The sequence below is a fragment of the Kitasatospora sp. NPDC057936 genome (assembly GCF_042887525.1).
In the GTDB taxonomy this organism is placed as follows: domain Bacteria; phylum Actinomycetota; class Actinomycetes; order Streptomycetales; family Streptomycetaceae; genus Kitasatospora.
Window position 1 is genome coordinate 160,308 of the sequence record NZ_JBHVPD010000006.1, and the last position, 24,765, is coordinate 185,072.

Annotated in this window: 18 protein-coding genes and 1 pseudogene; 16 read left to right on the plus strand and 3 right to left on the minus strand. The window is 76.1% G+C overall.

Annotated elements, in window-relative coordinates; genetic code table 11:
* Nucleotides 1-47: 47 nt before the first annotated feature.
* On the plus strand, nucleotides 48-1,448 hold the full coding sequence (locus ACFVU9_RS05610) for an SWIM zinc finger family protein (protein WP_387590207.1): 1,401 nt from the start codon (nucleotides 48-50) through the stop codon (nucleotides 1,446-1,448).
* Nucleotides 1,445-4,159, plus strand: a complete 2,715-nt coding sequence (locus ACFVU9_RS05615) for a DUF6493 family protein (RefSeq protein WP_387590210.1) — start codon at nucleotides 1,445-1,447, stop codon at nucleotides 4,157-4,159. The genes ACFVU9_RS05610 and ACFVU9_RS05615 overlap by 4 nt, the downstream gene beginning before the upstream one ends.
* A 113-nt stretch (nucleotides 4,160-4,272) precedes the next feature.
* Here ACFVU9_RS05615 and ACFVU9_RS05620 read toward each other — a convergent pair whose 3' ends face one another.
* From ACFVU9_RS05620 to ACFVU9_RS05630, 3 genes are all read right to left on the minus strand, one after another.
* A complete protein-coding gene (locus ACFVU9_RS05620) occupies nucleotides 4,273-5,424 on the minus strand; it encodes an MBL fold metallo-hydrolase (protein ID WP_380499996.1) in 1,152 nt (383 codons plus the stop codon).
* Nucleotides 5,425-5,847: 423 nt separating this feature from the next.
* Nucleotides 5,848-6,300: a MaoC family dehydratase gene (locus tag ACFVU9_RS05625; protein WP_380437893.1), complete on the minus strand. Its 453-nt coding sequence runs from the start codon at nucleotides 6,298-6,300 to the stop codon at nucleotides 5,848-5,850.
* A 190-nt stretch (nucleotides 6,301-6,490) separates the two neighbouring features.
* On the minus strand, nucleotides 6,491-6,919 hold the full coding sequence (locus ACFVU9_RS05630) for a pyridoxamine 5'-phosphate oxidase family protein (protein ID WP_387590213.1): 429 nt from the start codon (nucleotides 6,917-6,919) through the stop codon (nucleotides 6,491-6,493).
* 153 nt (nucleotides 6,920-7,072) lie between these two features.
* Here ACFVU9_RS05630 and ACFVU9_RS05635 point away from each other — a divergent pair, with 153 nt between their 5' ends.
* The 14 genes and pseudogenes from ACFVU9_RS05635 to ACFVU9_RS05700 all read left to right on the plus strand — a co-directional run.
* On the plus strand, nucleotides 7,073-7,939 hold the full coding sequence (locus tag ACFVU9_RS05635; protein ID WP_387590215.1) for a hypothetical protein: 867 nt from the start codon (nucleotides 7,073-7,075) through the stop codon (nucleotides 7,937-7,939).
* 188 nt (nucleotides 7,940-8,127) lie between these two features.
* Nucleotides 8,128-8,700 (plus strand): hypothetical protein, encoded by a 573-nt coding sequence (locus ACFVU9_RS05640; protein WP_380489404.1) that lies wholly within the window; start codon nucleotides 8,128-8,130, stop codon nucleotides 8,698-8,700.
* A 269-nt stretch (nucleotides 8,701-8,969) separates the two neighbouring features.
* Nucleotides 8,970-9,626 (plus strand): hypothetical protein, encoded by a 657-nt coding sequence (locus tag ACFVU9_RS05645; RefSeq protein WP_387590218.1) that lies wholly within the window; start codon nucleotides 8,970-8,972, stop codon nucleotides 9,624-9,626.
* A gap of 168 nt (nucleotides 9,627-9,794) precedes the next feature.
* Complete coding sequence (locus ACFVU9_RS05650; protein WP_387590221.1) at nucleotides 9,795-10,649, plus strand: SAF domain-containing protein; 855 nt, start codon at nucleotides 9,795-9,797, stop codon at nucleotides 10,647-10,649.
* Nucleotides 10,649-12,112 carry a hypothetical protein gene (locus ACFVU9_RS05655; RefSeq protein ID WP_387590224.1) on the plus strand — a complete coding sequence of 488 codons (1,464 nt, stop codon included), beginning with the start codon at nucleotides 10,649-10,651 and terminating at the stop codon, nucleotides 12,110-12,112. The genes ACFVU9_RS05650 and ACFVU9_RS05655 overlap by 1 nt, the downstream gene beginning before the upstream one ends.
* Nucleotides 12,102-13,781, plus strand: a complete 1,680-nt coding sequence (locus tag ACFVU9_RS05660; protein ID WP_387590227.1) for a CpaF family protein — start codon at nucleotides 12,102-12,104, stop codon at nucleotides 13,779-13,781. The genes ACFVU9_RS05655 and ACFVU9_RS05660 overlap by 11 nt, the downstream gene beginning before the upstream one ends.
* Entirely contained in the window at nucleotides 13,778-14,761 is a 984-nt protein-coding gene (locus ACFVU9_RS05665; RefSeq protein ID WP_387590230.1) for a type II secretion system F family protein, read from the plus strand. Before ACFVU9_RS05660 ends, ACFVU9_RS05665 begins: the two co-directional genes overlap by 4 nt.
* Nucleotides 14,758-15,636, plus strand: coding sequence for a hypothetical protein (locus tag ACFVU9_RS05670; RefSeq protein WP_380437911.1), 879 nt, complete (start codon nucleotides 14,758-14,760; stop codon nucleotides 15,634-15,636). The genes ACFVU9_RS05665 and ACFVU9_RS05670 overlap by 4 nt, the downstream gene beginning before the upstream one ends.
* Before the next feature lie 67 nt (nucleotides 15,637-15,703).
* A complete protein-coding gene (locus ACFVU9_RS05675; RefSeq protein ID WP_359957841.1) occupies nucleotides 15,704-15,988 on the plus strand; it encodes a hypothetical protein in 285 nt (94 codons plus the stop codon).
* An 80-nt stretch (nucleotides 15,989-16,068) separates the two neighbouring features.
* The gene (locus ACFVU9_RS05680) at nucleotides 16,069-16,491 is read left to right on the plus strand and encodes a TadE/TadG family type IV pilus assembly protein (protein ID WP_387590234.1); all 423 of its coding nucleotides are present in this window, start codon (nucleotides 16,069-16,071) and stop codon (nucleotides 16,489-16,491) included.
* A gap of 74 nt (nucleotides 16,492-16,565) precedes the next feature.
* Nucleotides 16,566-16,967 (plus strand): TadE/TadG family type IV pilus assembly protein, encoded by a 402-nt coding sequence (locus tag ACFVU9_RS05685; protein ID WP_380437915.1) that lies wholly within the window; start codon nucleotides 16,566-16,568, stop codon nucleotides 16,965-16,967.
* 283 nt (nucleotides 16,968-17,250) lie between these two features.
* A complete protein-coding gene (locus ACFVU9_RS05690; RefSeq protein WP_387590237.1) occupies nucleotides 17,251-17,736 on the plus strand; it encodes a hypothetical protein in 486 nt (161 codons plus the stop codon).
* Complete coding sequence (locus ACFVU9_RS05695; protein WP_387590240.1) at nucleotides 17,736-21,803, plus strand: LysM peptidoglycan-binding domain-containing protein; 4,068 nt, start codon at nucleotides 17,736-17,738, stop codon at nucleotides 21,801-21,803. Before ACFVU9_RS05690 ends, ACFVU9_RS05695 begins: the two co-directional genes overlap by 1 nt.
* A gap of 1,643 nt (nucleotides 21,804-23,446) precedes the next feature.
* Nucleotides 23,447-23,503 (plus strand): annotated as a pseudogene (locus tag ACFVU9_RS05700) (hypothetical protein); the annotation flags it as partial.
* Nucleotides 23,504-24,765: the final 1,262 nt, after the last annotated feature.

The window sequence follows — 24,765 nt, forward strand, 5'->3', positions numbered from 1 at the left end:
CGCTCGCGGGTGAGGAATTGTCAGTGCCCTCACCTAGCGTGCTCGGCATGACGCAATCCGCACACGCGTACGCCTATCTGCGCCCCTCCGCCGTGCTCGATCCGGACGCCGCGGGTGCCGGCCGGCGACTCGACCTGGCCACCTCGGGCGGGGCCACGCCGCTCGGCGCGGCGGCCAACCCGCGGTTCTTCACGGGCTTCCTCGCCGACCCGGCGCCGGCCGCCGCCGCGCTGCTCGCCGTCGCGGACGTCGCCGCCGCCCGCTACTACCAGCCGCAGCTGCGCGCCTCGCTCGACCCGGTGGTCACCGCCAACGGGGACCGGCTGCGCTTCGAGTCCTTCTCCGGCTGCTGCGGCGTCTACGCCCGGCTCGACGTGCTGGAGGCCGGACTCGACGGCGACGACATCGGCCACGGCACCACCAACGTGGACGTCAACAACCCGCTGCGCGAGGCCCTCACCCGGATCGGCCCGGCCGAGCCGCTGCACCTCGCGGTCGGGCCGGACGCGCTGGAGGTCACCACCTTCGACGGGCCGGTGGTGGAGAAGAAGGTGCCGCTGCCCGAGCGCTGGCTGCGCGGCTTCGCCGAGACGCAGGTCACCGCGGCCGGCTTCGACCTGCGGGCCGAGCTGCCCGCTGCCGAGGCGGTCCGCTTCCTGCGCTCGCTGCCGCGCGGCGGGGGTGGCGAGCGCGGCGGGCGCGGCGGCGTCGGGTGGGTCGTGCCGGCCGGGCGCACCCTGCGGCCGACCACCCGTCCGGTGCCCGGCGCGGTCTGCCTGCCCGGCCCCGAGCGGCTGGTCGCGCTCCAGCGGGTGCTGCGGCACGCGCTCGCGCTTCGGGTGTACGGGCCGGTGGCCGGTGCGGCCCTGGCCGGCCCGGCGGCCTCCGCGTGGGAGGTCGTGCTGCCGGGCATGCGGCTGACGCTGACGCTCTCCCCGGACGCCTCGCGCGGGTTCTCCGGCGAGGGCGGCGTGCTCGGGGCCCTGGCCACCGGCACCGTCGAGCGGGACGCCGAGCTCGTCTCCGTCCTGCTCGCGTGGGAGCCGCGGATCGAGGTCGCCGACCTGGCCGAGCAGTCCGGGCTCACCGCGGAGCGGGTGCGGGCCGCGCTCACCAGGCTGGGCACCGCCGGGCAGATCGGCTACGACACCGCCGAGGCCGCCTACTTCCACCGGCAGCTCCCGTACGACGCCGGGCGGGCCGAGGCGGCGAACCCGCGGCTGCGGGCCGCGCGGGCGCTCGTCGCGGCGGGCGCGGTGCGGCTGGAGGAGGGCGGTGCGACGGCCGTCGTCACGGTGGACGACCATGTCCAGCGGGTGCGGACGGACGAAGCGGGCCGGGTGAGCTGCACCTGCCTGTGGTGGGCCAAGTACCGCGGCGGGCGCGGGCCGTGCAAGCACGCGCTCGCGGTGGGGATCGTACGGGACGGCAAGGAGGCCGGGGCGTGAACGCGGTGGCATCGGCGGACGCGGCCGTGGCGATGGCGGACGGGGTCGGCGAGCTGCTCGCGGCCGTCCGGAGCGGTGCGGTGCGGGCGGTGCCCGGCCTGCTCGCCGCGCTGGACCCGGCGCAGCGGCGGGCCTGCGTGCCCGGGCTGAAGGAGCAGCGCCGGGAGATCCGCGGCGAGTGGTCGAACCTCGCGAACGCGCGGGCCGCCGCCCTGCTGGTCGCCGGGGCCGGCTGCCACGCGGGTCCGGCCGGGGCGGCCACCTGGATCGGCGGGCGGGACTTCGGCGGGCGCAGCGGCACGCTGCCCCGGGAGCTGGCCGTGGTCGTCGCGGCGCAGCCGGTGGAGTGGCAGGTCGAGGTGGCCGCGCGGCTGGCCGAGCGGGCGGTGCCGGGCTGGGGCTGGTCGCTCCACCCGGTGGTCGAGGCCGTGGTGCGGCGCACCGGGTGCGCGGTGCCGCAGAGCGAGCCGTTCGTGCGGGAGTGGCTGAACGGGCAGATCGGCCGCACCGGCGCGCGCCCGACGCTCGCGCAGCAGCTGCGCGCCGACGCCTTCACCCCGGTGCTGATACCGAGGGTCTTCGAACTCGACGACGTCGGGCAGTTGTTGTCCTGGTCGCTCAGCAACCGGCCAGGGGACGTGTTCACGGAGGCCGTCGCGGAGCTCGCCTCCTCCGGGGTGCTGGAGCGCGGCGAGGTGCTCGACCGCTGCCTGGCCCGGCTGCTGCGCGGCGGGCGGCCCGCCGACCAGCGGCTCTTCGCCGACGTGCTGCGCGCCCTCGCGCCGACGCCCGAGGAGTTCGCGGCCCGCGCACGGGACTTGGTGGCGATGCTGGACGGCCTGGCGGTCATCGCCGGGTACGCGCAGGAGGAGCTGGCCGGGCTGGACGAGGCCGGGCTGGTCGAGCCCGAACTGCTGGGCGAGGCCTCGGCGGTGGTGCTGTTCCGGGCCGAGAAGAAGCTGGTGCGCGCGCAGTTGGGGTGGCTGGACAAGGCGGCCCGGCGCTCGCCGGAGCGGGCGGGCGCGGTGGTGCTCGCCGCGGCCGGGGCGTTCGGGCACCCGGACGCGGGCGTCCAGGAGCGGGCGTTGAACGTGGTGGCCCGTCACCTCAAGGCGGCCGGGAGCGCGGTGCTGCCCGAACTCCTCTTCGCCGCCGAGGGGTTGAACCCCGTCCACCATCCGCGCGCGGGCGAGCTGTTCGGCGCACCGGTCGGCGGGGACGACCCGGACACCGGGTGGAACGAGCTGCTGCCGCCCGTTCCCGAGCCGCTGCCGCTCGGGGCGCCGATCGCCTCGGCGGCGGAGGTCGCGGAGGAGCTGTCCGCGCTGCTCGCGTCCTCGGCGCCGGAGGTCGCGGTGTTCGAGCGCGTCCTGGACGGGCTCGTGCGGCACGCCTGCGAGGACCGGGCCGCGCTCGTCGAGGCGCTGGGGCCGGTCCTTCGGGTGCACGAGTGGAACGACGTCGGGCGTTGGCAGGACTGCGGCCCCGGGGGCGTCCTCTACGTCGCGACGGCGGCGGCCGGCCGGACGCCGCCGCACCGGCTCCGGGACTTCCTCGGCGGCAAGGGCCGCTCCCCGCTGCGCGGCGACTACACGACGCTGCACGGCCGGGTGCTCGCTGCCCGACTGGAGGAGGCGGCGTGGCAGGTGACGGCGAACCGCCCGCCGTACCTGCTGGCCACGCCCACCGACGCGACCGGAGCGCTGGACGCCGCGGTGCTGGTCGAGCGGCTGGCCGGGTACGCGGCGGCGGGCGTCACGCCGGGCCAGGCGGACCTGTGCTCGGCGCTGCTGCGGGTCGGGCCGGCCGACGCCGGCGTGCTCCGCGCGGCGGAGGCGGTGCCCACGCCCGCCGGGCGGTGGGTGGCTCAGTGGCTGCGCGGCGGCGGCCTGCCCGCCCAGCCGTCGGAGCGGGTGGTCTTCGCGCCCGGCCGGGGCGCGCGGAGTTCGCACCTCTACGGCGAGCGCTGGTGGGAGGACCTGCACCGGGTCGCCGTCGCCCAGCCGGGCCTCGGCGCCGGGCCCGAGGGACCGGCGGGTGAGCGGCTCGCGGGCGACTTCCGGGCGCTGCTGGACGGCACCGAGCCGAGCGTGGCGCGGGTCCGGGCGCAGCGGCACTGGCTGTGGATGCCGACGGCGCACTGGGCGGCGATGCTGCCGTGGCACCGCGAGGAGCTGGCGGCCCGCTGGCTCGACTGGTTCGCCGCGGCGGCCGACTTCGACGAGCGCGGGGCGGGGCCGCTGCTGCCCGTGCTCGCCGAGGCCGGCGGGCGGGCGGGGCTCGCGCTGCACCTGGTCCTCGGGTACGGGCTCGGTGCCCGGCACGCCGAGGACCGGACGGCGGCCGTCGACGCGCTGCTCGTGCTGGCCGCCCGCGGCGACCTCGACGGCGCGCTCCTCGGGCGGGAGCTGGGCGCACTGGTCGAGTGCGGTGTGGTGAAGCCCACCCGGCTCGCCTCGGCGCTGGGCCTCGCGGCCGGGACGGGGGCGTACGCGACGGTGTGGTCGGTGCTCGGCGCCGCGCTGCCGGTCCTGTTGGCGGGGGACCAGAGCGTGCGTGGCCTCGGGGACCTCGTCGCGCTGGCCGCCGACTGCGCCCGCCGGACGGGGACGCGCGGTGTGATCGCCGAGGTGACGGGCACGGCGGCGAAGGGCGGCTCTGGCCGGGTGGTGAAGGAGGCCCGGGCCCTGCGGGACGTCCTGGGGGAGTAGGACGTAGGGAGCAGGGCGTGGGGGGCGGGCGGACGTCGGGGGGAGCGGCGACGGGCGACGGGTGACAGACGACAGAAGACAGCTGACAGAAGACAGATAACAGATAACAGATTTCAGCGAACAGATTTTGAAATCTGTTCGCTGAAACCCGTCTCCCGGACCACCACCGGGTCGACGCTCCCGCGCGCCGCCGCCGCGACCGCCCGCCACCACAGCCGCAGGGCCGGCGGATTCACCGGTTCGAACGGCTTGCCCGGTCGGGGCACCGCGAGGTGGGCGCCGAGCGCGTGGGCGGCCGTGACCACCCGCTCGGCCGGCTCCTCCCACGGGTGCAGCGCGAGGTTGAAGGTGCACCAGTGGATCGGCAGCAGCAGTTCGCCGCCCAGGTCCAGGTGCGCCCGCACGCCCTCCTCGGGCGTCATGTGGACCTCGGGCCAGAAGTCGCTGTACGCGCCGACCTGCATCATCGTCGCGTCGAACGGCCCGAGCCGGCGCCCGATCTCGGCGAAGCCGGGGAAGTAGCCGGTGTCCCCGCTGTGGAAGATCCGGTGCCCGCCGCCGGCCACCACCCAGGACGCCCACAGGAACAGCGCGCTCGTGCGCGGTCCCCGGCTGCAGTAGTGCCGGGCGGGCGTGGCCGTCAGCGTCAGCCCGGCGACCTCGGCCGACTCCCACCAGTCCAGCTCGACGATCCGCGCAGTCGGCACCCCCCAGTGCTCCAGGTGCGCACCGACCCCGAGCGGCACCGCGAACACCGCGCCCGTCCCGTTGAGCGCGCGGACGGTCGCCATGTCGAGGTGGTCGTAGTGGTCGTGCGAGACCACGACCACGTCCACCGGCCCGAGTTCGGCGAGCGGCAGCGGCACCGGGTGCAGCCGCTTGGGGCCCGTCCAGGCGAACGGCGAGCAGCGCTCGCCCCACACCGGGTCGAGCAGCACCCGGCGTCCGCCGATCTCGGCGAGGACGGTCGCGTGCCCGAGCCAGGTGAGCCGCAGCCCGGACTCCGGCGGCTCGGCGAGGTCGGAGGGCAGGAGCCGGTGCACCGGTACGGCGGCGGCGGGCGCCCGGCGGGTCTTGTCGCCGGACAGCTGGGCGAGGGTGATCTCCAGCGGGCTGCGCTCGTACACCAGCCGGCGGGTGGGCAGCGGGTTGCGGAAGGAGCCGTCGGCGAACTGCGGGGAGCGGTGGATGCGGGCCAGTCGTTCGCCGCGCGGGTCGGCCCCGAAGGCCTCGGCCCGCACGCGGTGCCAGGCCGCGCGGGGCAGTTGGGCGAGGCCGGGTCCCGGGCTGGATCCCGGGCTGGATCCCGGGCCGCGGGCCGGGCGTGCGGGCGGAGGAGCGAGCTGGGAGGTCAGACCGGCGAGGCGGGAGAACCACGGGGCAGGGCGGGGCACGGCTCCTCCAGGGACGGTCACGGCTACCGGGCATGCCGGGGGGCGCACCACGGGGCGGGCCGGGTGCGGCCCCCACGCGGTGCGACAACCATCTCGTCGGAGATTACGCCCCGTGAGCCGTCCGGACCCGGTGGAGACGTCCGTGCGGGCCAATCGGAGTACGGACCAGTCGGAGCACGGGCCGATAGGAGTGCGGGCCGATCGGAGCACGGGCCGATAGGAGTGCGAGCCGATCGGCGTACAGGCCAATTGGAGTGCGGGCCCGCCGCTGCGGGCGGGCCCCCGGGCGGCGGGTCAGGCGTAGAAGCGGGTGATCGTCTCCGCGACGCAGTGCGGCTTGGCGCTCTCCGCGCTGGTGATGGTGAAGCGCACGACCGCCTGGACCCCGCCCGGCACCTCGGTGGCCGAGACGAGCTCGGCGGTGGCCCGGATCGCGGTGCCCACCGGCACGGGCGCCGGGAAGCGCACCTTCTCCGACCCGTAGTTGAGCGCCATCCGCACCCCCTCGACGCTGTAGCACTCCTTGGCGAGCACCGGGATCATCGACTGCGTCAGGTACCCGTGCGCGATCGTCGAGCCGAACCGGCTCTCCTTGGCCCGCTGCGGGTCCACATGGATCCACTGGTGGTCGCCGGTCGCCTCGGCGAACAGGTCGATCTGCCGCTGCTCGATCGTGTGCCACTGGCTGGTGCCCAGCTCGGTGCCGACGGCGGAGGTGAGGTCGGCGAGGGAGGCGAAGCTCGTCACGGTCGCTCCTGGAGGGGGACGGGCCGCAGCCCGGTGATCAGGACGTCGGCAGGGTATGCCTACTCCCGGGTACCTGTCAGGAGCGGGCCCCGCACCTCATCGAGGGTGGACGCGGAACTCCCAGGTCAGCGCCTCAGGACCGCAGCACCCCTCAGGACCCGCAGTACTCGTCGAGACCCGCGGCACCCCCTCAGGGCCAGAGCACCCCGTGTCCGGCCGGGAGCAGCCGGCGCCCGCTCACCAGTTCCGGCACCAGCGCGAAGTACGTCGGCTCCGGGTCCCCCACCCACGGCCGCAGCCCGGAGCGCAGCGCCCGCCGTACCTGCTCGGGGTCGCCGACCGCGTTGGCCCGCCCGTGCACGAGCACGCTCCATCCGGTGCGGGTGACCGGGTCCAGGAGGTCCGCCTGGAAAGCCACCACGGTGCCGTCGAGCCCGCGCGCGGTCGCACTCCCCCGGCGCACGGCGAGCAGCAACCGCCCGTCCACGACCTCGAAGGAGACCGGCAGGACGGCGGGCAGCGCGTGCTCGGTGTACACCACGCGCCCGACGGGCACGGTGCTGAGCAGCCGCAGGCACTCGGTCTCGCTCAGGGTCTCCACACGGTCGTCGGGCTCCATGCGTCCGATCGTCCTCCGGCCGCCGCACGGGCCGATAGGGCCCATGGTCCCGGAGCGAAGGGGCCGGGAGCCCCGTCGGCGGCGGCCGGGGGCGGTAGCCTGCCCGGCGGGCGGCCCCGGGTGCGCCGGGGCCGGCGAGGAGGGGGTGTGCTGATGGCCGGTGGGGTCGATCTGGTGGTGATCGGGGCGGACGGCGGCCCCGACAAGGCTTTCGGCGGGTCGGCGCACGCGCCGGACGGCGCCCGCCTGCTCGCCGGGGAACTGCCCGGGATGTGCTTCGACACCGGCGCGGGGGGCTGCCGGGTCACCGCCGTCGCGCCGGACGCGGACGCCAACGCGATGCTCACCGCCGTCCGTTCGGCGGCCCAGCACCCCGGTCGCTGGCTGGTGGTCTGCCTGCTCGGCCAGCTGGTCGCCGACCCGCGCGGGCGCCGGCTCGCCCTGGTCACGGCCGGCAGCACCGCCGGCAACGCCTACCGCCGCGGCCTCGCCTGGGACTGGGTGGTCAGCGCCATGGTGCACGGCGACCAGGAGGAGACGCTGCTGCTCGTCGACGCCGTCGCCGACCGGGACACCTGGGCGGCGCTCGAACGCGGTGCCGACACCCGTTCCGGCCAGGAGGGCGCGGGCGAACTGCTGAGCTACTCGCGCGTCCCGCTCTGGGGCCGGATCGGTCGTTACCTCCCCGGTAGACGCGGCCGGGACGCCGTGCTGCCGGGCGGTGAGGGATCGTTCAGCCACGCCCTCACCACCGTGCTGCGCCAGGGCCTGCCGGGTGCGCCGGCCGCCGTCGGGCCGCTGGACCTCCAGCCCGCCGTCGCCGCGGTCGTGGACCGCGCGGAACCGGCCGGAAGTTCGGGTGCGCCGGGCGCGCGCCTGCTCGTTCCGCCGCAGGGCGGGCGCCTCTTGATGCGCAATCGGGCGGCGGTGCGGGGCGCATTGGCCGGATTGTCGCTTTCCGAAGAACTGTTGGCCGTCCTGTGGCGCGAAAGTGCCCCGACGGATCCGCCTTCCGCGTAAGGTCAGGGGGCCCGAGGTGTTGCCGTGATGGGGTGGGTTGGCGAAGAATCGATGCCCCGCGGAAACATCGGTGGGACGGCGGAATTCTTCCGGCGGCCACGGACTTCGGTCGGGTTCGGTCGCGATGAGGTGGGGCGATGCGGCAGCGCGGAAATGTGTTGCGCCCTGGGGCGGTTGGGGTCGGTGGGGTGGTTCTGGCGATGCTGCTGGGCGCGTGCGCGAGCGGTGGGCCGGGCGGTTCCGTCGATCGTCTCGGGACGGGTGCGCCGAGCGTCGCGCAAGTGAACCCGCTAACTCCTTCGGGTGGTTCCGTAAACGCCACGATCGCGCCGACCACCGGTCCGGAAGGTGCCGCGGGCCGACTGGCCGTGAACACCTATCAGGACTGGTGGCGGGCCCAGACCGAGGCATTCGGGCGCACGGATTCGGACGGAATCGCTCTGGAGACGTACTCCTCCGGACAGGCGCTCGCCGATACGCTCGTCGGACTGCGTCAACTCCACGACGCCAAACTGGTGATGACCGGGGCGCCGCGCAATTCCGCCGTCGTGACGGCGGTCGACCTGAACGCCGATCCGCACACCGCGGTGATCGAGGACTGCCTCGACGTGTCGCAGTGGAACCGGGTCGACGCCACCACGAAGGCCGCGCGGGAACCGGTGGGGCGGGTCGACCGGTACGTGGCGAAGGCGTCCCTGCGCTGGTTCCAAGCACGCTGGCTGATCTACGACTTCAAGCGGGAGGCGGACCGGACATGCTGAACACCAGGAATACCGCTCGGCGATTCGCACCCCTCGCGCCGGTGTCGGCGGCCCTGCTGCTGATGTCGGCGGCCGTTCCGGCGATCGCGGACGAAACACCGGGCGGCAGCGCGCAGCAATGCGCCCCGAACGTGATCTGTGGTGAGGTCCACGGTGGGGGAGGCACGTCCACGGGCGGCGGAAACGGAGGCGGTGGCGGGGGCGGCAACAGCGGCGGCCCGCTGCTGTGCAGTTATCACGGGCAGGAATGGCCGTGCCACGACCCCGAGATGGGCTGGTTCAGCAACAGCGACGGCTGCTACTACACCACCGTCGACAAGCCGGCCGACGACCCCGCGTGGGAGGGGCACAAGCCGTCCGAGGGTTCGTTGTACCTGCCGTCGTGCCCGCAGGCCGGGGGAGGCTTCTCCCCGGGCAAGATCCAGTTCAGCGCCACCGCGCCCTCCGCACCGCCGCCGGACCCGCGGGCGATCGCGATGAAGATCGTGGGCCGGATGCCCTTCCCGGCCCCCGCGCCCGCCGCCGCGCCACTCGGCACGGCGGTGGTGAAGTCACCGGTCTGGCTCTGGCTGAACGGCCGCCAGGCGCCGGAGCCCATCTCCCTGCCGCTCCAGGGCATCACCGTCACCGTCACGCCCAGGCTGAAGAACGTGGTCTGGACCTTCAACGACAAGTACTCGCTGACCTGCGACAAGCCCGGGACGCCGTACGACCCCGGCTACGGCGCCGCCAAGTCCCCCGACTGCGGCTTCGAGTTCCCGACCGGCTCGGCCCGTGAGCCCGGCGGCGCGTTCACCGTGTCCGCCACGGCGAACTGGGTGGGCGAGGTCACCGTCACGGGCCTGAACACCAAGGTCGACCCGATCCCCATGCCGCAGAGCGCCACCTTCCAGCTCAAGGTCGCCGAGGTGCAGGTCCTCAACTGACCTGCTCCGCCGACGACCGACGATCGGCGACCGACGACCGACGATCGGCGACCGACGACCGACGACCGACGAGCACGACGACACGCGAAAGGCCTCAACCCGGTGGAGAACCGTACGTACGCGACGCCGGGACCCGGCACACCCGCAGGCGCCGCGGTGTCCGTGGCCGTGCCCGAACAGGCACAGGGCCAAGGCGGCGGCAAGGGGACGGGGAAGGGCAAGGGCCGCGCCGCGCCGCACGCCCCCGCCCGCACCCTCCGGGCCCGGCGCCGCCGTCCGGCCGTGCTCGCCATGTCGATCGCGCTGATCGCCGCCGGCGGGCTCGGCGGCGCCGTCCTCTACAGCAGCACCGGGCAGCGGGTCGCCGTGCTGGCGCTCGCCCGGGACGTCCCGTACGGGCAGGTGATCACCGACGACGACCTCGTGGTGGCGCGGATCGCCTCCGACCCGGCGCTGCGCCCGGTGTCCGCGCAGGACCGGTCGGGCGCGGTCGGCCTGCGGGCCGCCACCGACCTCAAGCGCGGCGCGATGCTCACCAAGGGCGACCTCGCCCAGTCGCTGGCCGTGCAGCCCGGGCAGATCATCGTCGGCGTGGCGGCCCACCGCAGCCAGCTGCCCGCCTCCCGGCTCCAGCCGGGCATGCAGGTCGTGATCGTCTACACCCCCGACAACGGCCGGGCGGACTCGCTGACCGCGACGGTCATCACGGTCGGGCGCCCGGACACCGACGGCAGCGTCGTGACCGACGTGGCGATCGGCACGGCGGACGGGCCCCGGCTGGCCCAGTGGGTCGCGAGCGGACGGATCCAGGTGCTGCTCGCGCCGCGCGCCGCCGCCGGGGACGCGCCGCCGGCCACCGGGGCGTCCACCCCGGCCCCCTCGACTCCCTCGGCTCCTGCCTCCCCGGCCGCGGGGACACCGGCGCCGGGGACTCCCGCGCCCGGGACCTCCGCCGCCGGGGCGCCGCCCGCGGGCAGCCCGTCGGCCGGGGCGAGCCGCAGCACAGGGGCGGGTGGGGCCTGATGGCGGTGATCGCGGTGGCCGGCGGCCCCGGCGCACCCGGTGCGACCACGTCCGCGCTGGCCCTCCTGCTCGCCTGGCCGCTGGAGCCCGGCCGCCGGGTCGTTCTCGTCGAGGCCGACCCGGACGGCGGCGCCGTGCTCGCGGGCGCCCTGGAGGGGCGCGTCGAAGCGGTGTACGGACTGCGCAACCTGGCCATCGCCGACCGGCGCGGCCTGCTCGCCCAGACGCTCTGGGAACAGCTCGTCGACCTCTCCCCGGACGGCACCGCCGAGCGCCTCCTGCTGCCCGGCCTCACCGACCCGAGCCAGGCGCCCGGCCTCGCCTACACCTGGGAGCCGCTCGCCGACCTGCTGCACGGGCTCGAACAGCAGGGCTACGACGTCATCGTGGACCTCGGCCGCTCCGGCACCACCGGCGCGAGCGCCGTCCTCGCCCGCCGGGCGGACGTCGTCGCGGCCACCGTGCGGACGACCCTGCGCGGGCTGAGCGCGGCCCGGCCCCGGCTGGCCGCGCTCGCCGAGGACCTGGCGACGGCCGGCACCGGGGCGGACGCGCTCGGGCTGCTGCTCGTCGCGGAGGGGCCGTACTCGGCGGCGGAGGTGTCGCGCGAGTTCGGCCTGCCGGTGCTCGGGCTGCTGCCGCACGCGGTGCGCACCGCGCGGGTGCTCTCCGACGGCGGGGACATCACCGACCGGCGGTTCATCCGTTCGGAGCTGATGCGCACGGCGCGGTCGGCGGCGGACGAGGTGCAGCTCGCGGTGCGCCGTCGGCGCCAGCGGCTGGCGCCCGGACAGGCGGTGGCGCACGTGCCGGTCGCGGCGGTGGCGCCGGTGGCGTCGGTCACGGCGGTGGCGTCGATGGCGGGGCCCGTCGCCGCGCCCGCGCGGAGCGCGCAGCCGGGGGCGCCGGTCGGCGTGCCCGCCGGGGCTGCCATGGCGGCGCCGTCGTCGGTGGAGGCGGAGCAACTTCCGTACGCTCAGGCGAGGTTGCAGTCTCCGATGCAGTCGTCCGGCCAGGTGCGGCCGCAGGTACAGCCGCAGGCCCAGGTGCAGTTCCAGGCGCAGTTCCAGGCGCAGCCGCAGCCGGTCGCGCCGGTGATCGTCACCGGCCCGGTGGCGCCGCTCGCCGGGCTCGCGCCGCAGCCGGCCGCACCCGCACCGTTCCCCGGGCAGGGGCCGCAGGCGTACGCCCCGCAGGTGCAGGCCCCGTCGCCGTACGCCCCGCAGGCGCACGGGCAGCAGGCGTACGGACCGCAGGCACACGGGCAGCAGACCTACGAGCAACGGACCTACGAGCAGCAGGCCTACGGCCAACAGCCGCAGCAGCCGTACGTCCAGCAGCAGTCCCACCCGCAGCAGCAGGTCCCAGAACAGCACGTCCAGGAGCCGGACCCGCACCAGGAGCAGCAGCCCCCGGTGAACGGTCGGCCCCACGGCCCCGGGGAGGTGCTCCGTGCGCGGTAGCCCCCTGCACCAGCGCCCGTCCGCCGATCCGGCCGCGCTCCCGTGGTCGGGCCCGCTGCCCGCGACCGGGCCGGTCCATCCGCAGCCGGTGCCCCAGCCGGCGCCTCAGCCCGTGCCCCAGCCGGTGCCCGGCCAACAGCCGCATCAGCACGCCCAACAGTCACAGCAGCACGCCCAGCAGCCGCCGTACGCCCAGCAGTCCGCGTACGCGGCGGCGCCGGCCGGGCCCACCGCCGTCCCGTCCCAGCTGCCCTCGCTCGACCTGCGCGGCGCCGGGACCCGGCCGGCCGTCGACCCGCAGGTCGCGCGCGAGCTCAAGCGCCAGGTCGCGGCCGAACTGCACCAGCAGATCGCCCGGTTGACCTCCGGCACCGGCGCCGAGCCGGACCGCGCCACCCGCCGCCAGCGCGGCCGGGCGCTCATCGAGGAGGCCGTCGCGCGCTGGTCGGACGCCTACGCGCAGACCCACGGCATCCCGCCCACCCGGGAGCAGGACCGCGCGCTCGCCGAGGCCGTGTTCGACCTGCTGTTCCGCGCCGGGCGGCTCCAGCCCTACCTGGACGACCCGGAGATCGAGAACATCCTGATCAACGGCTGCGACGACGTCTGGGTCTCGCGCGTGCACCAGCCGCTGCGCCAGGTGCCGCCGGTGGCCGACAGCGACGCCGAACTCGTCGAGCTGCTCCAGGACCTGGCCCGCCAGCACGGCGGCGGAGAGCGCAGCCTCTCCACCGCCAGCCCGACCCTCGCCCTGCGCCTGGAGGGCGGCATGCGCCTCCAGGCGCTCACCGAGGTCACGCCCCGCCCGTACGTCGCGATCCGGCGCCACCGGGTGGCCTCCGCGACGCTCCCCGAGATGGTCCGGCTCGGCACCCTGGACAGCACCTTGGCCGCCTTCCTGGCCGCCGCCATCCGGGCCCGGAAGAACGTGATGATCACCGGCACCCAGGGCGTCGGCAAGACCAGCCTGCTGCGCGCCATGGCCGCCGAGATCCCGCCGGACGAGCGGATCGGCACCCTGGAGTCGGAGTTCGAGCTCTGGCTGCACACCCTCGGCCACCTGCGCCAGGTCGTCCCGATGGAGGCCCGCGAGGGCAACGGGGAACGCGTCGAGGGCCGCCTGGCAGGTGAGTTGACGATCGGCGACCTCATCCCGGCCGCGCTGCGGATGACGCTCTCGCGGATCATCGTCGGCGAGGTCCGCTCCGGCGAGGTCGTGCCGATGCTGCGCGTCATGACCAACGGCGAGGGCGGCTCGATGTGCACGCTGCACGCCCGCGGCCCGCACATGGTCGTCGACCGCATCGCCGAACTCTGCCTGGAGTACGGCTCGCACATGACCGACGGCCTCGCCTACCGCCTCACCGCCAACGCACTGGACCTGATCGTCCACGTCGCCATGGTCGACGAGACGGCCGTCGGCGGGCGCCGGCACCGCTTCGTCTCGCACGTCCTGGAGGTCACCGGCCTCGGCGAGAGCGGCCGGCCCGCGCTGAACACCGTCTTCGGCCCGCGCCCCGAGCTCGGCGAGCCGCGCGCCGTCCCGCACACCCCGCCGCAGTGCCTGGACGACCTGCGCCGGGCCGGCTTCGACGCCTCGCTCCTCGGCTCCCGCTACGGGAGTTGGGCCTCCCAGCTCCAGCTGCGGATCGGCGGTGGCGCCCGATGATGCTGCTCTTCGTGCTGTGCGGGCTGCTGGTCACCGGTGGCGTCGTCGCCCTGGTGGCGTGGGCCCGCGGCAGCGAACCGGCGCCGGAAGCGGACGGCGGCGACGAGCAGGAGAACCCGCTCGCCACCCGGGCCCACACGCTCTGGTACGGCGCCCCCGGCACCGCCCCCGCCCGGATGGTGCGCCTGCGCCGGATCCAGCTGCCGCTCGCGCTGATCGGCGCCGCGCTCGGCTGGCTGTTCACCGGAATCCCGCTGACCGCCCTGCTGGTGCCGCTCGCCGTGTTCGGCCTGCCCTGGCTGTTCGACACCACCCGCTCCGACACCCACCGGATCGAACGCCTCGAAGCGCTCTCCGAGTGGACCCAGCGCATCGCGGACGTGCTGCTGCTCGGCGTCGGCCTCAACCAGGCGATCGTCACCAGCCGCCGCACCGCCCCCGCCGCCCTGGAGGAGGAGATCGGCGAGCTCGCCGCCCGCCTCCAGGCCCGTTGGCGGCCCGAGGAGGCGCTGCGCGCCTTCGCCGACAGCCTCGCCGACGCCACCGCCGACAAGGTGCTCGCCGCGCTCCTCCTGCGGGCCGGCGACAGCGGCCCCGGCCTCGCCCGCGCGCTCGCCGACATGGCCGACTCGGTGCGCGAGGAGGTGCGCCAGCGCCGCGCCATCGAGGCCGACCGCTCCAAGCACCGCACCACGATCCGCTGGCTGGTCGGCATCATCACGCTGGTGATAGTGGTCGGCGCCTTCAACTCCGACTACACCCGCCCGTACACCACCCTCGTCGGGCAGGTCGTGCTCGCCGTCGTCGCCGCTCTGTTCGTCGCCATCATCGCGTGGATGCGCGCGCTCGCCTCCCACCCGCCGGTGCCCCGGCTGCTGGTGGCCGACCGGCGCAGCCGCACCGGCCGCCGCCGCGCCGCGCCCGGTCAGGACGCCCAAGGCGCCGACGAGGCATCGGAGTTGCTCGGGGAGGCCCGATGATCTCGCCGTGGTCCGTCCTGGCCGGTGCCGCCGCGGCCGGCGGCGTCGCGCTGCTGATCGCCGAACTGCGCCCGGCACCGCCGGACCTGCGCCAGGCCCTGGACCGGCTGCACCGCGTCCCCGCCGACCGCCCCGAGGACCCGGACGAGCGCCCGCGCTGGTACGACCGGATCGGCGAGCGCTCCGTCGCCGTGCGCGGGGTGCGCGTCCCGCACCGCGAACTCGCCCTGATCGGCCGCACCCCGGCCCGTTTCATGGTGCACAAGCTGCTGTTCGCCGTGATCGGCCTGATGCTGCCCGCCTACCTGGCGGCGGTGTTCGCCGTCGTGGACGTCCAACTGCCCTTCGCCCTGCCGATGGTGGCCGGGCCGCTGCTGGCCGCGCTGCTCTGGTTCGTCCCCGACGCCATCGTCGCCGGCGAGGCCAAGGAGGCGCGCGTCGAGTACCTGCACGGCATCGCCGCCTACCTCGAACTCGTCGCGCTCGAACGGGCCGCCGACTGCGGGCCGGCCGAGGCGCTGCGCCGGGCCGCCTCGGTCGGGCGCGGCACGGTGTTCCTGCGCATCCGCGACGCCCTCGACCGCGCCGCCACCGACCGCATGCCGCCGTGGGCCGGGCTGGACGCGCTGGCCGCCGAACTCGGCCTCACCCCGCTCCAGGACGTCGCCGACATCATGCGCCTGTCCGGCACCGACGGCGCCGCCGTGTACGACACCCTGCGGGCCCGCGCCAAGGGCCTGCGGGGCGAACTGCTCGCCGAGGACCTGGCCCGCGCCAACGCCGACAGTGAGCGGATGGTCGCCCCCGGATCCGCGCTGACCCTGCTGATGACCGTCCTGATCGTCTTCCCCGCCCTCCACCAGATGCTCGCCTGACGTCCGCCCGGCGCCCGCCGGGCGGACGAGCCCGCACCGCACCTCACCTCACCACCGGGAGAACCCGATGACCCACCTGGCCGTCCGGCTCAAATACCTGGCCGGGCTGTTCCTGCGGCCCGTGCTCCTGCCCGTCCAGTTCGCCCTGCTGCTGTTCACCTTCCGGCTCGGCCGGCTGCGCGCCGCCCGGGCCCGCGGCGACCGCGGCGCCATCAGCATCGAACTCGCCCTCGCCATCATCGCGCTGGTGGTCGTCGCCGGCGCCGTCGCGGCCTCGCTGGTGATCCTGCAGAAGAAGGTGTCCACCAAGGTCGAGCAGGACCCGAAGTACCCGGGCGGCGCGGCAACCTGATGGTGGGCGACAAGCGCCGTTCGCGCGGCAGCGGCGGCAGCAGTGGCGGCAGCAGTGGCAGCGGGAGTGACCGGGGAGCGATGAGCCTGAGCCTGGCCATCGTCTTCCCGGTGGTCCTGCTGCTCCTGCTGCTGGTCGTGCAGGCCTCGCTGTGGTGGTACGCGCGGCAGGTCGCGCTCACCGCCGCCCGCGAGGGCGCCGAGGCCGGCCGCACGCGGAGCGCGGCGGGCGCGGCGACGAAGGGCGCGCCGGACGACGCGGCGGACCAGGCGGCGAAGGACGCGGCGGCGCGCGCGCAGGCCGAGGACTTCCTGCGGCGGCAGGGCAGCGGCACGTACGAGGTGAGCACCGACGGCAGCACCGCGCAACGGGTGCGGGTCACCGTCCGGCTGACCCCGACGCTGCTGATCCCCGGTCTGTCCGCGCCGCACATCACCCAGTTCGCGGAGGCGCCGCGCGAGCGCTTCGTCCCGCCGGGAGCGGCGCCGGGGGCGGCGCCGTGAGCGGGCGGTCCGGGTCTTCCGCGCGCACGCGGTGGCGTCCGGCCGGGGTGCGGCGACGGCCGGACCGCGGCGGGGTGGCCATCGAGGCGGCGATCATCGCGCCGTACGTGGTCGGGCTGGTCCTGATCGCGATCGCGGCGGGGCGCCTGCAGACCACCTCCGCGACGGTAGAGGCGGCGGCCCGCTCGGCCGCCCGCACGGCCTCGCTCGTCCGCAGCTTCGACGGGATGGCGGAGCCGGCCAAGGAGGCGGCCCGCGACCAGCTGAAGCAGCAGGGCGTCTCCTGCGGCAACCTCTCGGTGACCGTCACCCAGGGGGAACTGGAGCTGCCGGGCGGCGCCGTCGCCACCGTCAAGGTCCGGGTGGTGTGCGACGTCGGGCTGGGCGACCTGCTCGGCGGGCTCTCCGGGGTGCCCGGGACGAAGACCCTGGCCGGCGAGTTCACCTCCGTGGTGGACCGCTACCGGGGCGCGTGACGACAGGTGGGCCGGATCCGGGGATTGGGGACGGCCCGGGCGGGGGAGACGCAAGCGGAGAGCGCCCGGGCGATGACGGAACGGGGCCGGGCGGCGCCCGGTGGGGGCCGGTGGCGTTCGGGGCGGTCGGGGCGGGGCCGGCCGGCTCGGGGGCGAACGGCTTCGGGGCGAACGGCTCGGGGACGAGCGGGGACGAACGGCATTGGGACGAACGGCTCGGGGACGAGCGGGGACGAAGGGCCAGGGGGCGAACAGCGGTGGGGAAGTCCGAGGGGGTGTGAAGGTGCGTGCACGTGAGGGTGCCGGGCCGCACGGCCGGCCGACCGGCCTGCTGCGCCTGCGGCGGCCGCGGCGGCGGTCCGACCGAGGTGCGGTCTCGCTCTTCGTGGCGATCTGCGCCGGCTACCTGGTGTTCGTGATCGCCATCGTCGTCGACGTCGGCGGCCGCCTGCGGGTCGTCGAACGCAACGATGCCTACGCGCAGGAGGCGGCCCGGGTCGGCGGACAGCAGCTCGACCAGGCCCTCGTCCTCCAGGGCAAGGGCATCCAGGTCCAGCACGACTACGCCCTGAAGGCCGTCGACGCCTACCTCGGGCTGTACGGACTCACGGCGGCCGGGGTCACGTTCTCGGCGGACGGCAAGGTCGTCACCGTCACGGTGGTGACGGACTTCCGGCCGGTCCTGCTGGGCTCCCTCGGAGAGCGTCAGGTAACGGGCAGGGGCAGTGCCACCCTCGTCCACGGAGTCGAGAAAGCGGAGACCGACTGATGGCCGCGCCACGTGCAAAGGACCAGGCCCGACCCGCCCCGGACCAGGCCCGGACCACCCGGAGCCACAAGCGGGTCCCGCAGGCCCCCGCCCGGCGGGCGCCGGGCGGGCGCGGGCGCGCCGGGGCCGTGATCACCGCGCTCGCCGCGCTGCTCACCCTGGCCGCCCTGCTGCTGGGCCTGCCCGCCCTCCTGCTCTACGGGACCCAGGCGGTCGCCGCGATGGGCGACGTCGCCCCGGACGGCATCGGCCAGGCGCTCACCGGCCCGGACGACGGGCGGCTGTTCCTGTGGCTGCTGGTCGTCGTCGGCTGGCTGGCCTGGGCCTGCTTCGCGCTCTCCGTCCTGCTGGAGGTCCCGGCCCAGCTGCGCGGGCGGATCGCCCGCCGGATCCCGGCGTTCGGCTGGAGCCAGCGGATGGCCGCCGGGCTGGTCGGCGCGGTGCTCGCGCTGCTGCCGGTGGCCGGTTCGTCCTTCGCCGCCGTCTCCGAGCGGCCCCAGGCCGCCACGGCCACGGCCCAGTTGACGGCCGGCGTGCAGCGCGCCGCCCTGCCGGCGGCGCAGGCCGCGCCCGCCCTCGCGGCCGCCGCCGAGCAGCACCCCAGCTACACCGTGCGCGACAGCCGGCCCGCCGACAGCCTGTGGTCCATCGCCGAGCGGCAACTGGGCTCGGGCGAGCGCTGGGTGGAGATCGCCAGACTCAACGACGGCCGGACGATGGACGGTTCGGGCGTCCGCTTCGACGCCGACCGGCCGATCCAGCCCGGCTGGGAACTCCTCATGCCCGCCGACGCGAAGCCGGACGAGGCCAAGTCGCCCGCCCAGTCGCCTGCTTCCGCCCCCGCGCCGACGCAGCCGGCTTCGCAGGCCCCGCAGACACCCCAAGCGGGCACGGAGGCCACCGGCACCGAGGCCACGGGCGCGGCGGGTGCCCAGGCCGCCGGCGGACACGGGACGGTGACCGTCAAGGAAGGGGACAGCCTCTCCGCCATCGCCCAGCGCGAGTTGGGGGACGGCGACGCCTGGCCGAGGATCTTCGACGCCAACAAGGGCGCCCAGGCCCCGGACGGCGAACGCTTGACCGACCCGGACCAGCTGGTGCCGGGCATGGTGCTCACCGTCCCCGGCGCGGCCACCGCTCCCGCGCCTGCTCCTGCTCCTGCGCCGGCCCCAGCTCCCGCCCCGACGCCCGACCCGGCGCCGGCCCCCGCGCAGCAGACGCCCGCGCCGTCCGCCCCGGCCGGCCAGCCGCCCGCGACGCAGGCTCCCGCGACGCAGGCTCCCGCGCCCGCACCCACCCAGGCCGCGCCGACGCCTGCTCCCTCGCACGCCCCGGGCCACACCCCCGCACCCGCGCCCGCCGCCCACGCCGACCCGGCGCCCAGCGACGACTACACCGTCGCCCTCGCCGCCTCCACCGTCGGCGTCCTGCTCGCCGCCATCATGATCGGCACCGTCGCCCACAAGCGCGGCGGCCAGCTGCGGGCCCGCCGCCCCCGGCACCGCATCACCATGCCCGAGGCCGAGGCCGCCTCCTTCGAGAACGAGCTCAGGGCCCGTCAGGACGACGCCGGCCTCGACCTGCTCGACCGCGCCCTGCGCACCATGGCCCGCAACACCGTCCGCGGCGGTAAGCGCCTGCCCGCGATCATCGCGGCCCGGATCACCCCCGGCCACACCGTCGAGCTCCACCTCTCCGGCCCGGCCGCGCCCATCGCGCCCTTCCGCGCCGCGCACGCCCCCAACGTGTGGTGGTGCAGCCCCGACGCCGGCGACCTCCTCAACGCCACCCAGGCCCGCAAGACCGCCGCCCCCTACCCGGCCCTGGTCACCCTCGGCACCGCGCCGGACGGATCGGTCGTCCTCGCCGACCTGGAGACCGTCCGCCTCCTCCACCTCTCCGGGCACCCCGACGACGCCCGCGACGTCCTGCGCACCCTCGCCATCGAGCTCGCCCACAGCCCGCTTGCCGACCGGCTCCACCTCCACCTCGTCGACCTCGCCGAGGAGGTGCCGATCAGCGGCCCGGCCGCCGAACGCGTCCACCGCCACCCGACCCTCGAAGCCGCGCTCGCCGCCCTCGGCCCGCGCACCGCCAAGGCCCGCGCCACCCTCGTCGCCGCCGAGGCCACCAGCCCGCGCGAGGCCCGCAGCCGCGGGCAGGCCGACGAGTCCTGGACCCCGGAGATCGTCCTCTGCGCCCAGCAGCCCGGCGGCGGCGTCCCCGCCGAACTCGGCCGCCTGCTCGACGCCCGGCCGCGCACCTGCGTCGCCGTGGTCACCCGCGCCCCCGAGCGCGGCACCGGGCCGGTCGCCCGCTGGACCCTCCCGACCACCGGCCAGGCCGCCATCCCCGGCCTGCACCTGACCGTCGAGCTCCAGCGGCTCACCGGCGCCCAGTACGACCAGGTCGCCGAACTGCTCCGGGCCGCCGACGACGCCACCCAGCACCCGGCGCCCGCCTGGACCCTGGACGGCCCCGGGAACGACGACGCCGACGACGGCTTCGGCGACGACTCGGACACGGCCGAACTGCCCGCCGCCGTACCGGTGCTGGCTACGGTCGGCGGCCCGGCCGAGGAGGGCGCGAACGGCGCCGCTGGGGCCGGCGGGGCTGGTGGGGTCGGCGGGGCTGGTGAGGCCAACGGCGTCGGTGGCTCCGGCGCGGGGGCCGGGGCGCGGGCGCTCACCCGGGTCATCGGCACGGGCGCGAGCCCGTTCGCGAGCACCGACCCGGCGGCGCCGACGACCGGGACCGGGCGGCACGCCGTCAACGGGCTCGGGCGCAAGGCGGTGACGGGGCAGGTGTCGCCGGTCCTGCCGCCGGTCCTGCCGCTCGGGCCGGTCACTCCGCTCGGGCCGGTCGTGCCCGCCGTGCCCACCGGGCCTGCGGCTCAGGCCGTGCCGGTCGAGCAGCCTGTCGAGGACGGTGCCGGCGAGGGCAGCGAGGACACCACCCGGGACCTGCGGGTACCGGGGCCGGCCGCCGTCGTGCTGCCGGTCCAGCCGGTCGCGCCGGTCGCGCCGGAGTCCGTGGCCCCGGTGCCCGTAGTCCCGGCACCCGTGGCCCCGGCGCCCGCCGTCGAGCCGGCTGCCGAGCCCGCGCCGACGCACGACCCGGCACCGGCGTCCACCGGCGCGGCCCCGCGGATCCCGGCCCGTCCGGAGCCGGGGACCGGTCCCGCCGCCACCGCCCCGGTCGTGGTCACGGCCGTCGGCACCACGGCCACCGCCACCACGGCCGCCGGTCGCACCGACAGCGACGACCTCCTCGCGATCCTCCGCTCCCCGGAGGCCCACAGCGCCCGCAACGCGCCCCGGATCCGGCTGCTCGGCCCGGTCGACGTGGCAGGCGCCGTCGGCACCGTCGAACCCGGCCACCTGCCCCGGCTCACCGAACTCGCCGCCTACCTCGCGCTGCGCCCGGGCGCCGACCACGCGGCCCTCGACCACGACCTCCACCCGGGCGCGGCCCACCTCGACCCGCACCCCACCACCGCCGACGCCGTGAGCCCGCTGTCCGGCAAGATCGCGGGCCTCGCCGCGTGGCTCGGCGTCACCCCCGAGGGGCGTGCGTTCCTGCCCACCGACACCGCCGACGGCTACTCCTACGCCCCGGCCGTCACGTGCGACTGGGACGAGTTCCGCAGCCTCTACCGGCGCGGCATGCGCAGCACCAGCGCCACGGCGGACGCCGCGCTCGCGCACGCCCTGGCCCTGGTCCGGGGCGCCCCGTTCGCCGAGGCCCCGCCCGCGTCGTACGGGTGGGCCGAGGCCGAGCGCCAGGACATGATCGCCGCCATCGTCGACACCGCCCACGAACTCGCCGCCCGCCGCCTCCAGTACGGCGACCACCGCAGCGCCGAGGCCGCCGTCTTCCGCGGCCTCGCCGTCGCCCCGGACGTCGAGCTGCTGCACCGCGACCTCTTCTACGCGTACGCCTCGGCCGGCGCCCGGGACCAGCTCCTGCGCGCCGTCAACCGCCTCGACGCCCTGAGCCGCCGCACCGGCCGCGACCTGGACGCCGACACGGTCGCCCTCCTCCGCGACCTCCTGGCCGGCTCCTGACCACCGTCCTCCGGCGGTGGGCCCGCCCGCCGCCGGAGGGGGTGTCACGCGGTGCCCGCGCGGGCACAGTTCGATCACCGCGCCGCCGGAATCCGCACACGACGGGGGAGTGCCGTGGCGGTCCCCTGCATCCATCGGCCAATGTGCTTGATCGGAACGGAAGTTGACGGGCGAGGGCCGGGTTCCGGGCCGACCGGCGCGCCGATCGGCGACCCGGCCTGGATCGGGTGCGCCGGGATCTCGTAGGGTGGCCGAAACGGGAGTGGTGCCGCGCACCACGCAGTAAGGGCATCAGACGCCGCACGAGCGGCGGGGTGGGGCGGTGACCAGAAGATGGCGGAGACGACAGCTGTCCCAGGAGGCCCCGAACCGGCAGCGGACGCGGGGCCCCTGGACGCCGTGCCGCCGCCCCCGCGCATCCCGGGCGACGAGCACCCGCCCGGCCCGGCCGCCCTGTACGAGCCGCTGGACGTCCCCGCGTCCGTGCCCGCGCCCACGCCGGGGCCGGCGCCCGTGCCGACGCCTGCGCCGGTACCGGTGATGCCGCCGGCCGCGCCGACCGGATGGACTCTCACCGGCATGCCCGCCGTGGGCGCCCCTGGCCCCGCGCCCGTGCAGGCCCCGGCCCCGGCACCCTCCTTCGCGACGCCGCTGCCGTTCTCGGTGCCCGGCGTCGGCGGCGGACTGGGGGCGGCGCCGCGCGGGCGGATCCTGGTGGTCGAGGGCGGCTACGGCAGTGCCGGCCGCCGCACCTGGGGCCGCGGCGTCCCCGCCCAGGCGACGGTGCTGTCCGCGATGCTCGCCGCCGTCTCGCCCCAGGTACTGCTCGCCGCGGACGCCGTCGACGCCGTCCACCTGCCCGGTGCCAGCGACCCGCACACCGTCCTCGCCCACCTGCGGGCCGCAGCCCGCCACCCCGGGCCGCTCCTCGTCCACCTGGGCGGCCACCTGGTCGCCGACAAGCGCGGCGGGCAGCTCCACCTCACCCTGCGCGACTCCAAGGCCGCGAGCATCCGCCAGGACGGCCTGCCCTGGCAGGCGATCGCCGCCGAGCTGAGCCACCGCCCGGCCGACTGGCAGACCCTGGTCATCGCCGACCTCAGCGCCGACCAGAACGCCTGGCCCCTCCTCCAGACCGGCGGCCCCGGTGCCGCCGCCCCGCTGAGTGACGGCGTCCCGCTGTGGGCCGTCGTCAGCCCGGACCCGGAGCAGATCGGCACCTTCACCCGCGCCCTCATCGAGGCCCTGCACGGCGGCCGCCCGGGCGCGGGCGAGGTCCTCGCGCCCGAACAGCTGCGCCAGCAGGTGTACTCGGTGCTGCGCCCGGACGTGGTCATCGTCGCGACGCACGCTCCGGACCGCCCGGTCTTCCGCAACACAGCCCGCCGCACCGACGGTCCGGTGGCGGACGCGCTGCCGGTGGGCGCTGCGCCGGTTGAGGCCGTGCCGGTGGACGTGGTGCCGACGGGCGTTGCGCCGGTTGAGGCCGTGCCGGCCCAGCCGGTGGTGCCGGTGGGCGCTGCGCCGGTTGAGGCCGTGCCGGCCCAGCCGGTGGTGCCGGTCCCTGCTGCGGCCCCCGAAGCCGAGGTCGTCGAAGCCGAGGCCGTCGAGCCCGACTTCATCGAGCCCGACTTCATCGAGCCCGACTTCATCGAGCCCGACTTCATCGAGCCCGACTTCATCGAGCCCGAGGCCGGTGAGCCCGAGGCTTTCGTGTCCGATGCTGTCGCCACAGAGGTCGTCGAGGAGGTCGTCGAGGAGGAGCCCGCTCCCGAGGCCTCGGTCGACGGCCTGGTGAGCCTCCGCAAGGCCGGCGTGCCGCCCACCCCGCGACCGCCCGCGCGCCCGGTCACCCTGCAGAAGCAACTGCCCGACGTCCCGAGGACCATGACGCTCCGCGCGCTCATGCTGACCGACGTTGACGTCGAGGCCGACGCCGAGGCCGTGGCCGACGTTGACACCGAGGACGTCGCTGTCGAGGACGTCACCCCGACGCCGACGCCTACCCCGACGTCGGGAGTGAGGCTCGCGAAGGCCGCGTCGCCCCTTCCGTACGCCGCTCCGGTCGTGGACGAGCCACAGGACGCCGTCGTCGAGCCGGAGCCGGAGGATGTGGTGGTGCCGGCTCCGGACTTGGAGGAGGAGCTCCAGTCCGAGGCCGAAGTCCCGCTGGAGGAGCCCCGGTTCGAGGAGGACGTTCCGGTGGAGGAGCCCCCTCTGCTCGACGAACCTGCTCCGCTCGAAGAGGCACCCGGGCCCGAGGCCCAGGCCGAGCCCGAGGCGCAGCCCGAGCCCGAGCCCGGGACGTCGGACGAGCCCGGGACGTCGGACGAGCCCGCGGATCCGGCCGCAGCGGAGGACCTCGCGTCCGCCGGCCCCGAGCCGCGCGCCGACTACCGCGAGACGCTCGGCCGGATCGTCCGCAGCGCGGACGCGGGCGACCACGCCGCCGCCACGGACCTCGCGTTCGCCCTCGAACTGGAGGCGATCGCCGAGCACGGCGCGGTCTCCGAGCCGGTCCTCCAGGTCCGGCAGGTCCGGGCGCACGTGTGCCGGCTCGCGGGCAAGCCGGCCGAGGCCGCGGACATCTACCGCGAGGTGGCGCTGACCCTGCTCCGCTCGCAGGGCGCGGACCACCCGGAGACCCAGCAGGCGGCCACGAACGCCGAGGCCTGCTGGCGGGCGATCAAGGACCGCACGGAGGCCATCCGCATCGCGCCGGAGATCATCGAACTGCGCGCCTACCTCCCGGGCCCCGAGGGCCGCAAGCTCCGCGCCGCCGAGCGCTACCTCGCCCAGCTGGCGGCGCCGGGCAACTGACCGGCGACAGCCGACGGGTGACAGGTAACAGCGAACAGATAACAGATTTCGAAATCTGTTATCTGTTCGCTGTTACCTGTTCGCTGTCATCCGTTCGCGCCCCACGCGCACCCCTCCGAACGCCACTGGGCGGGAAGTCGGC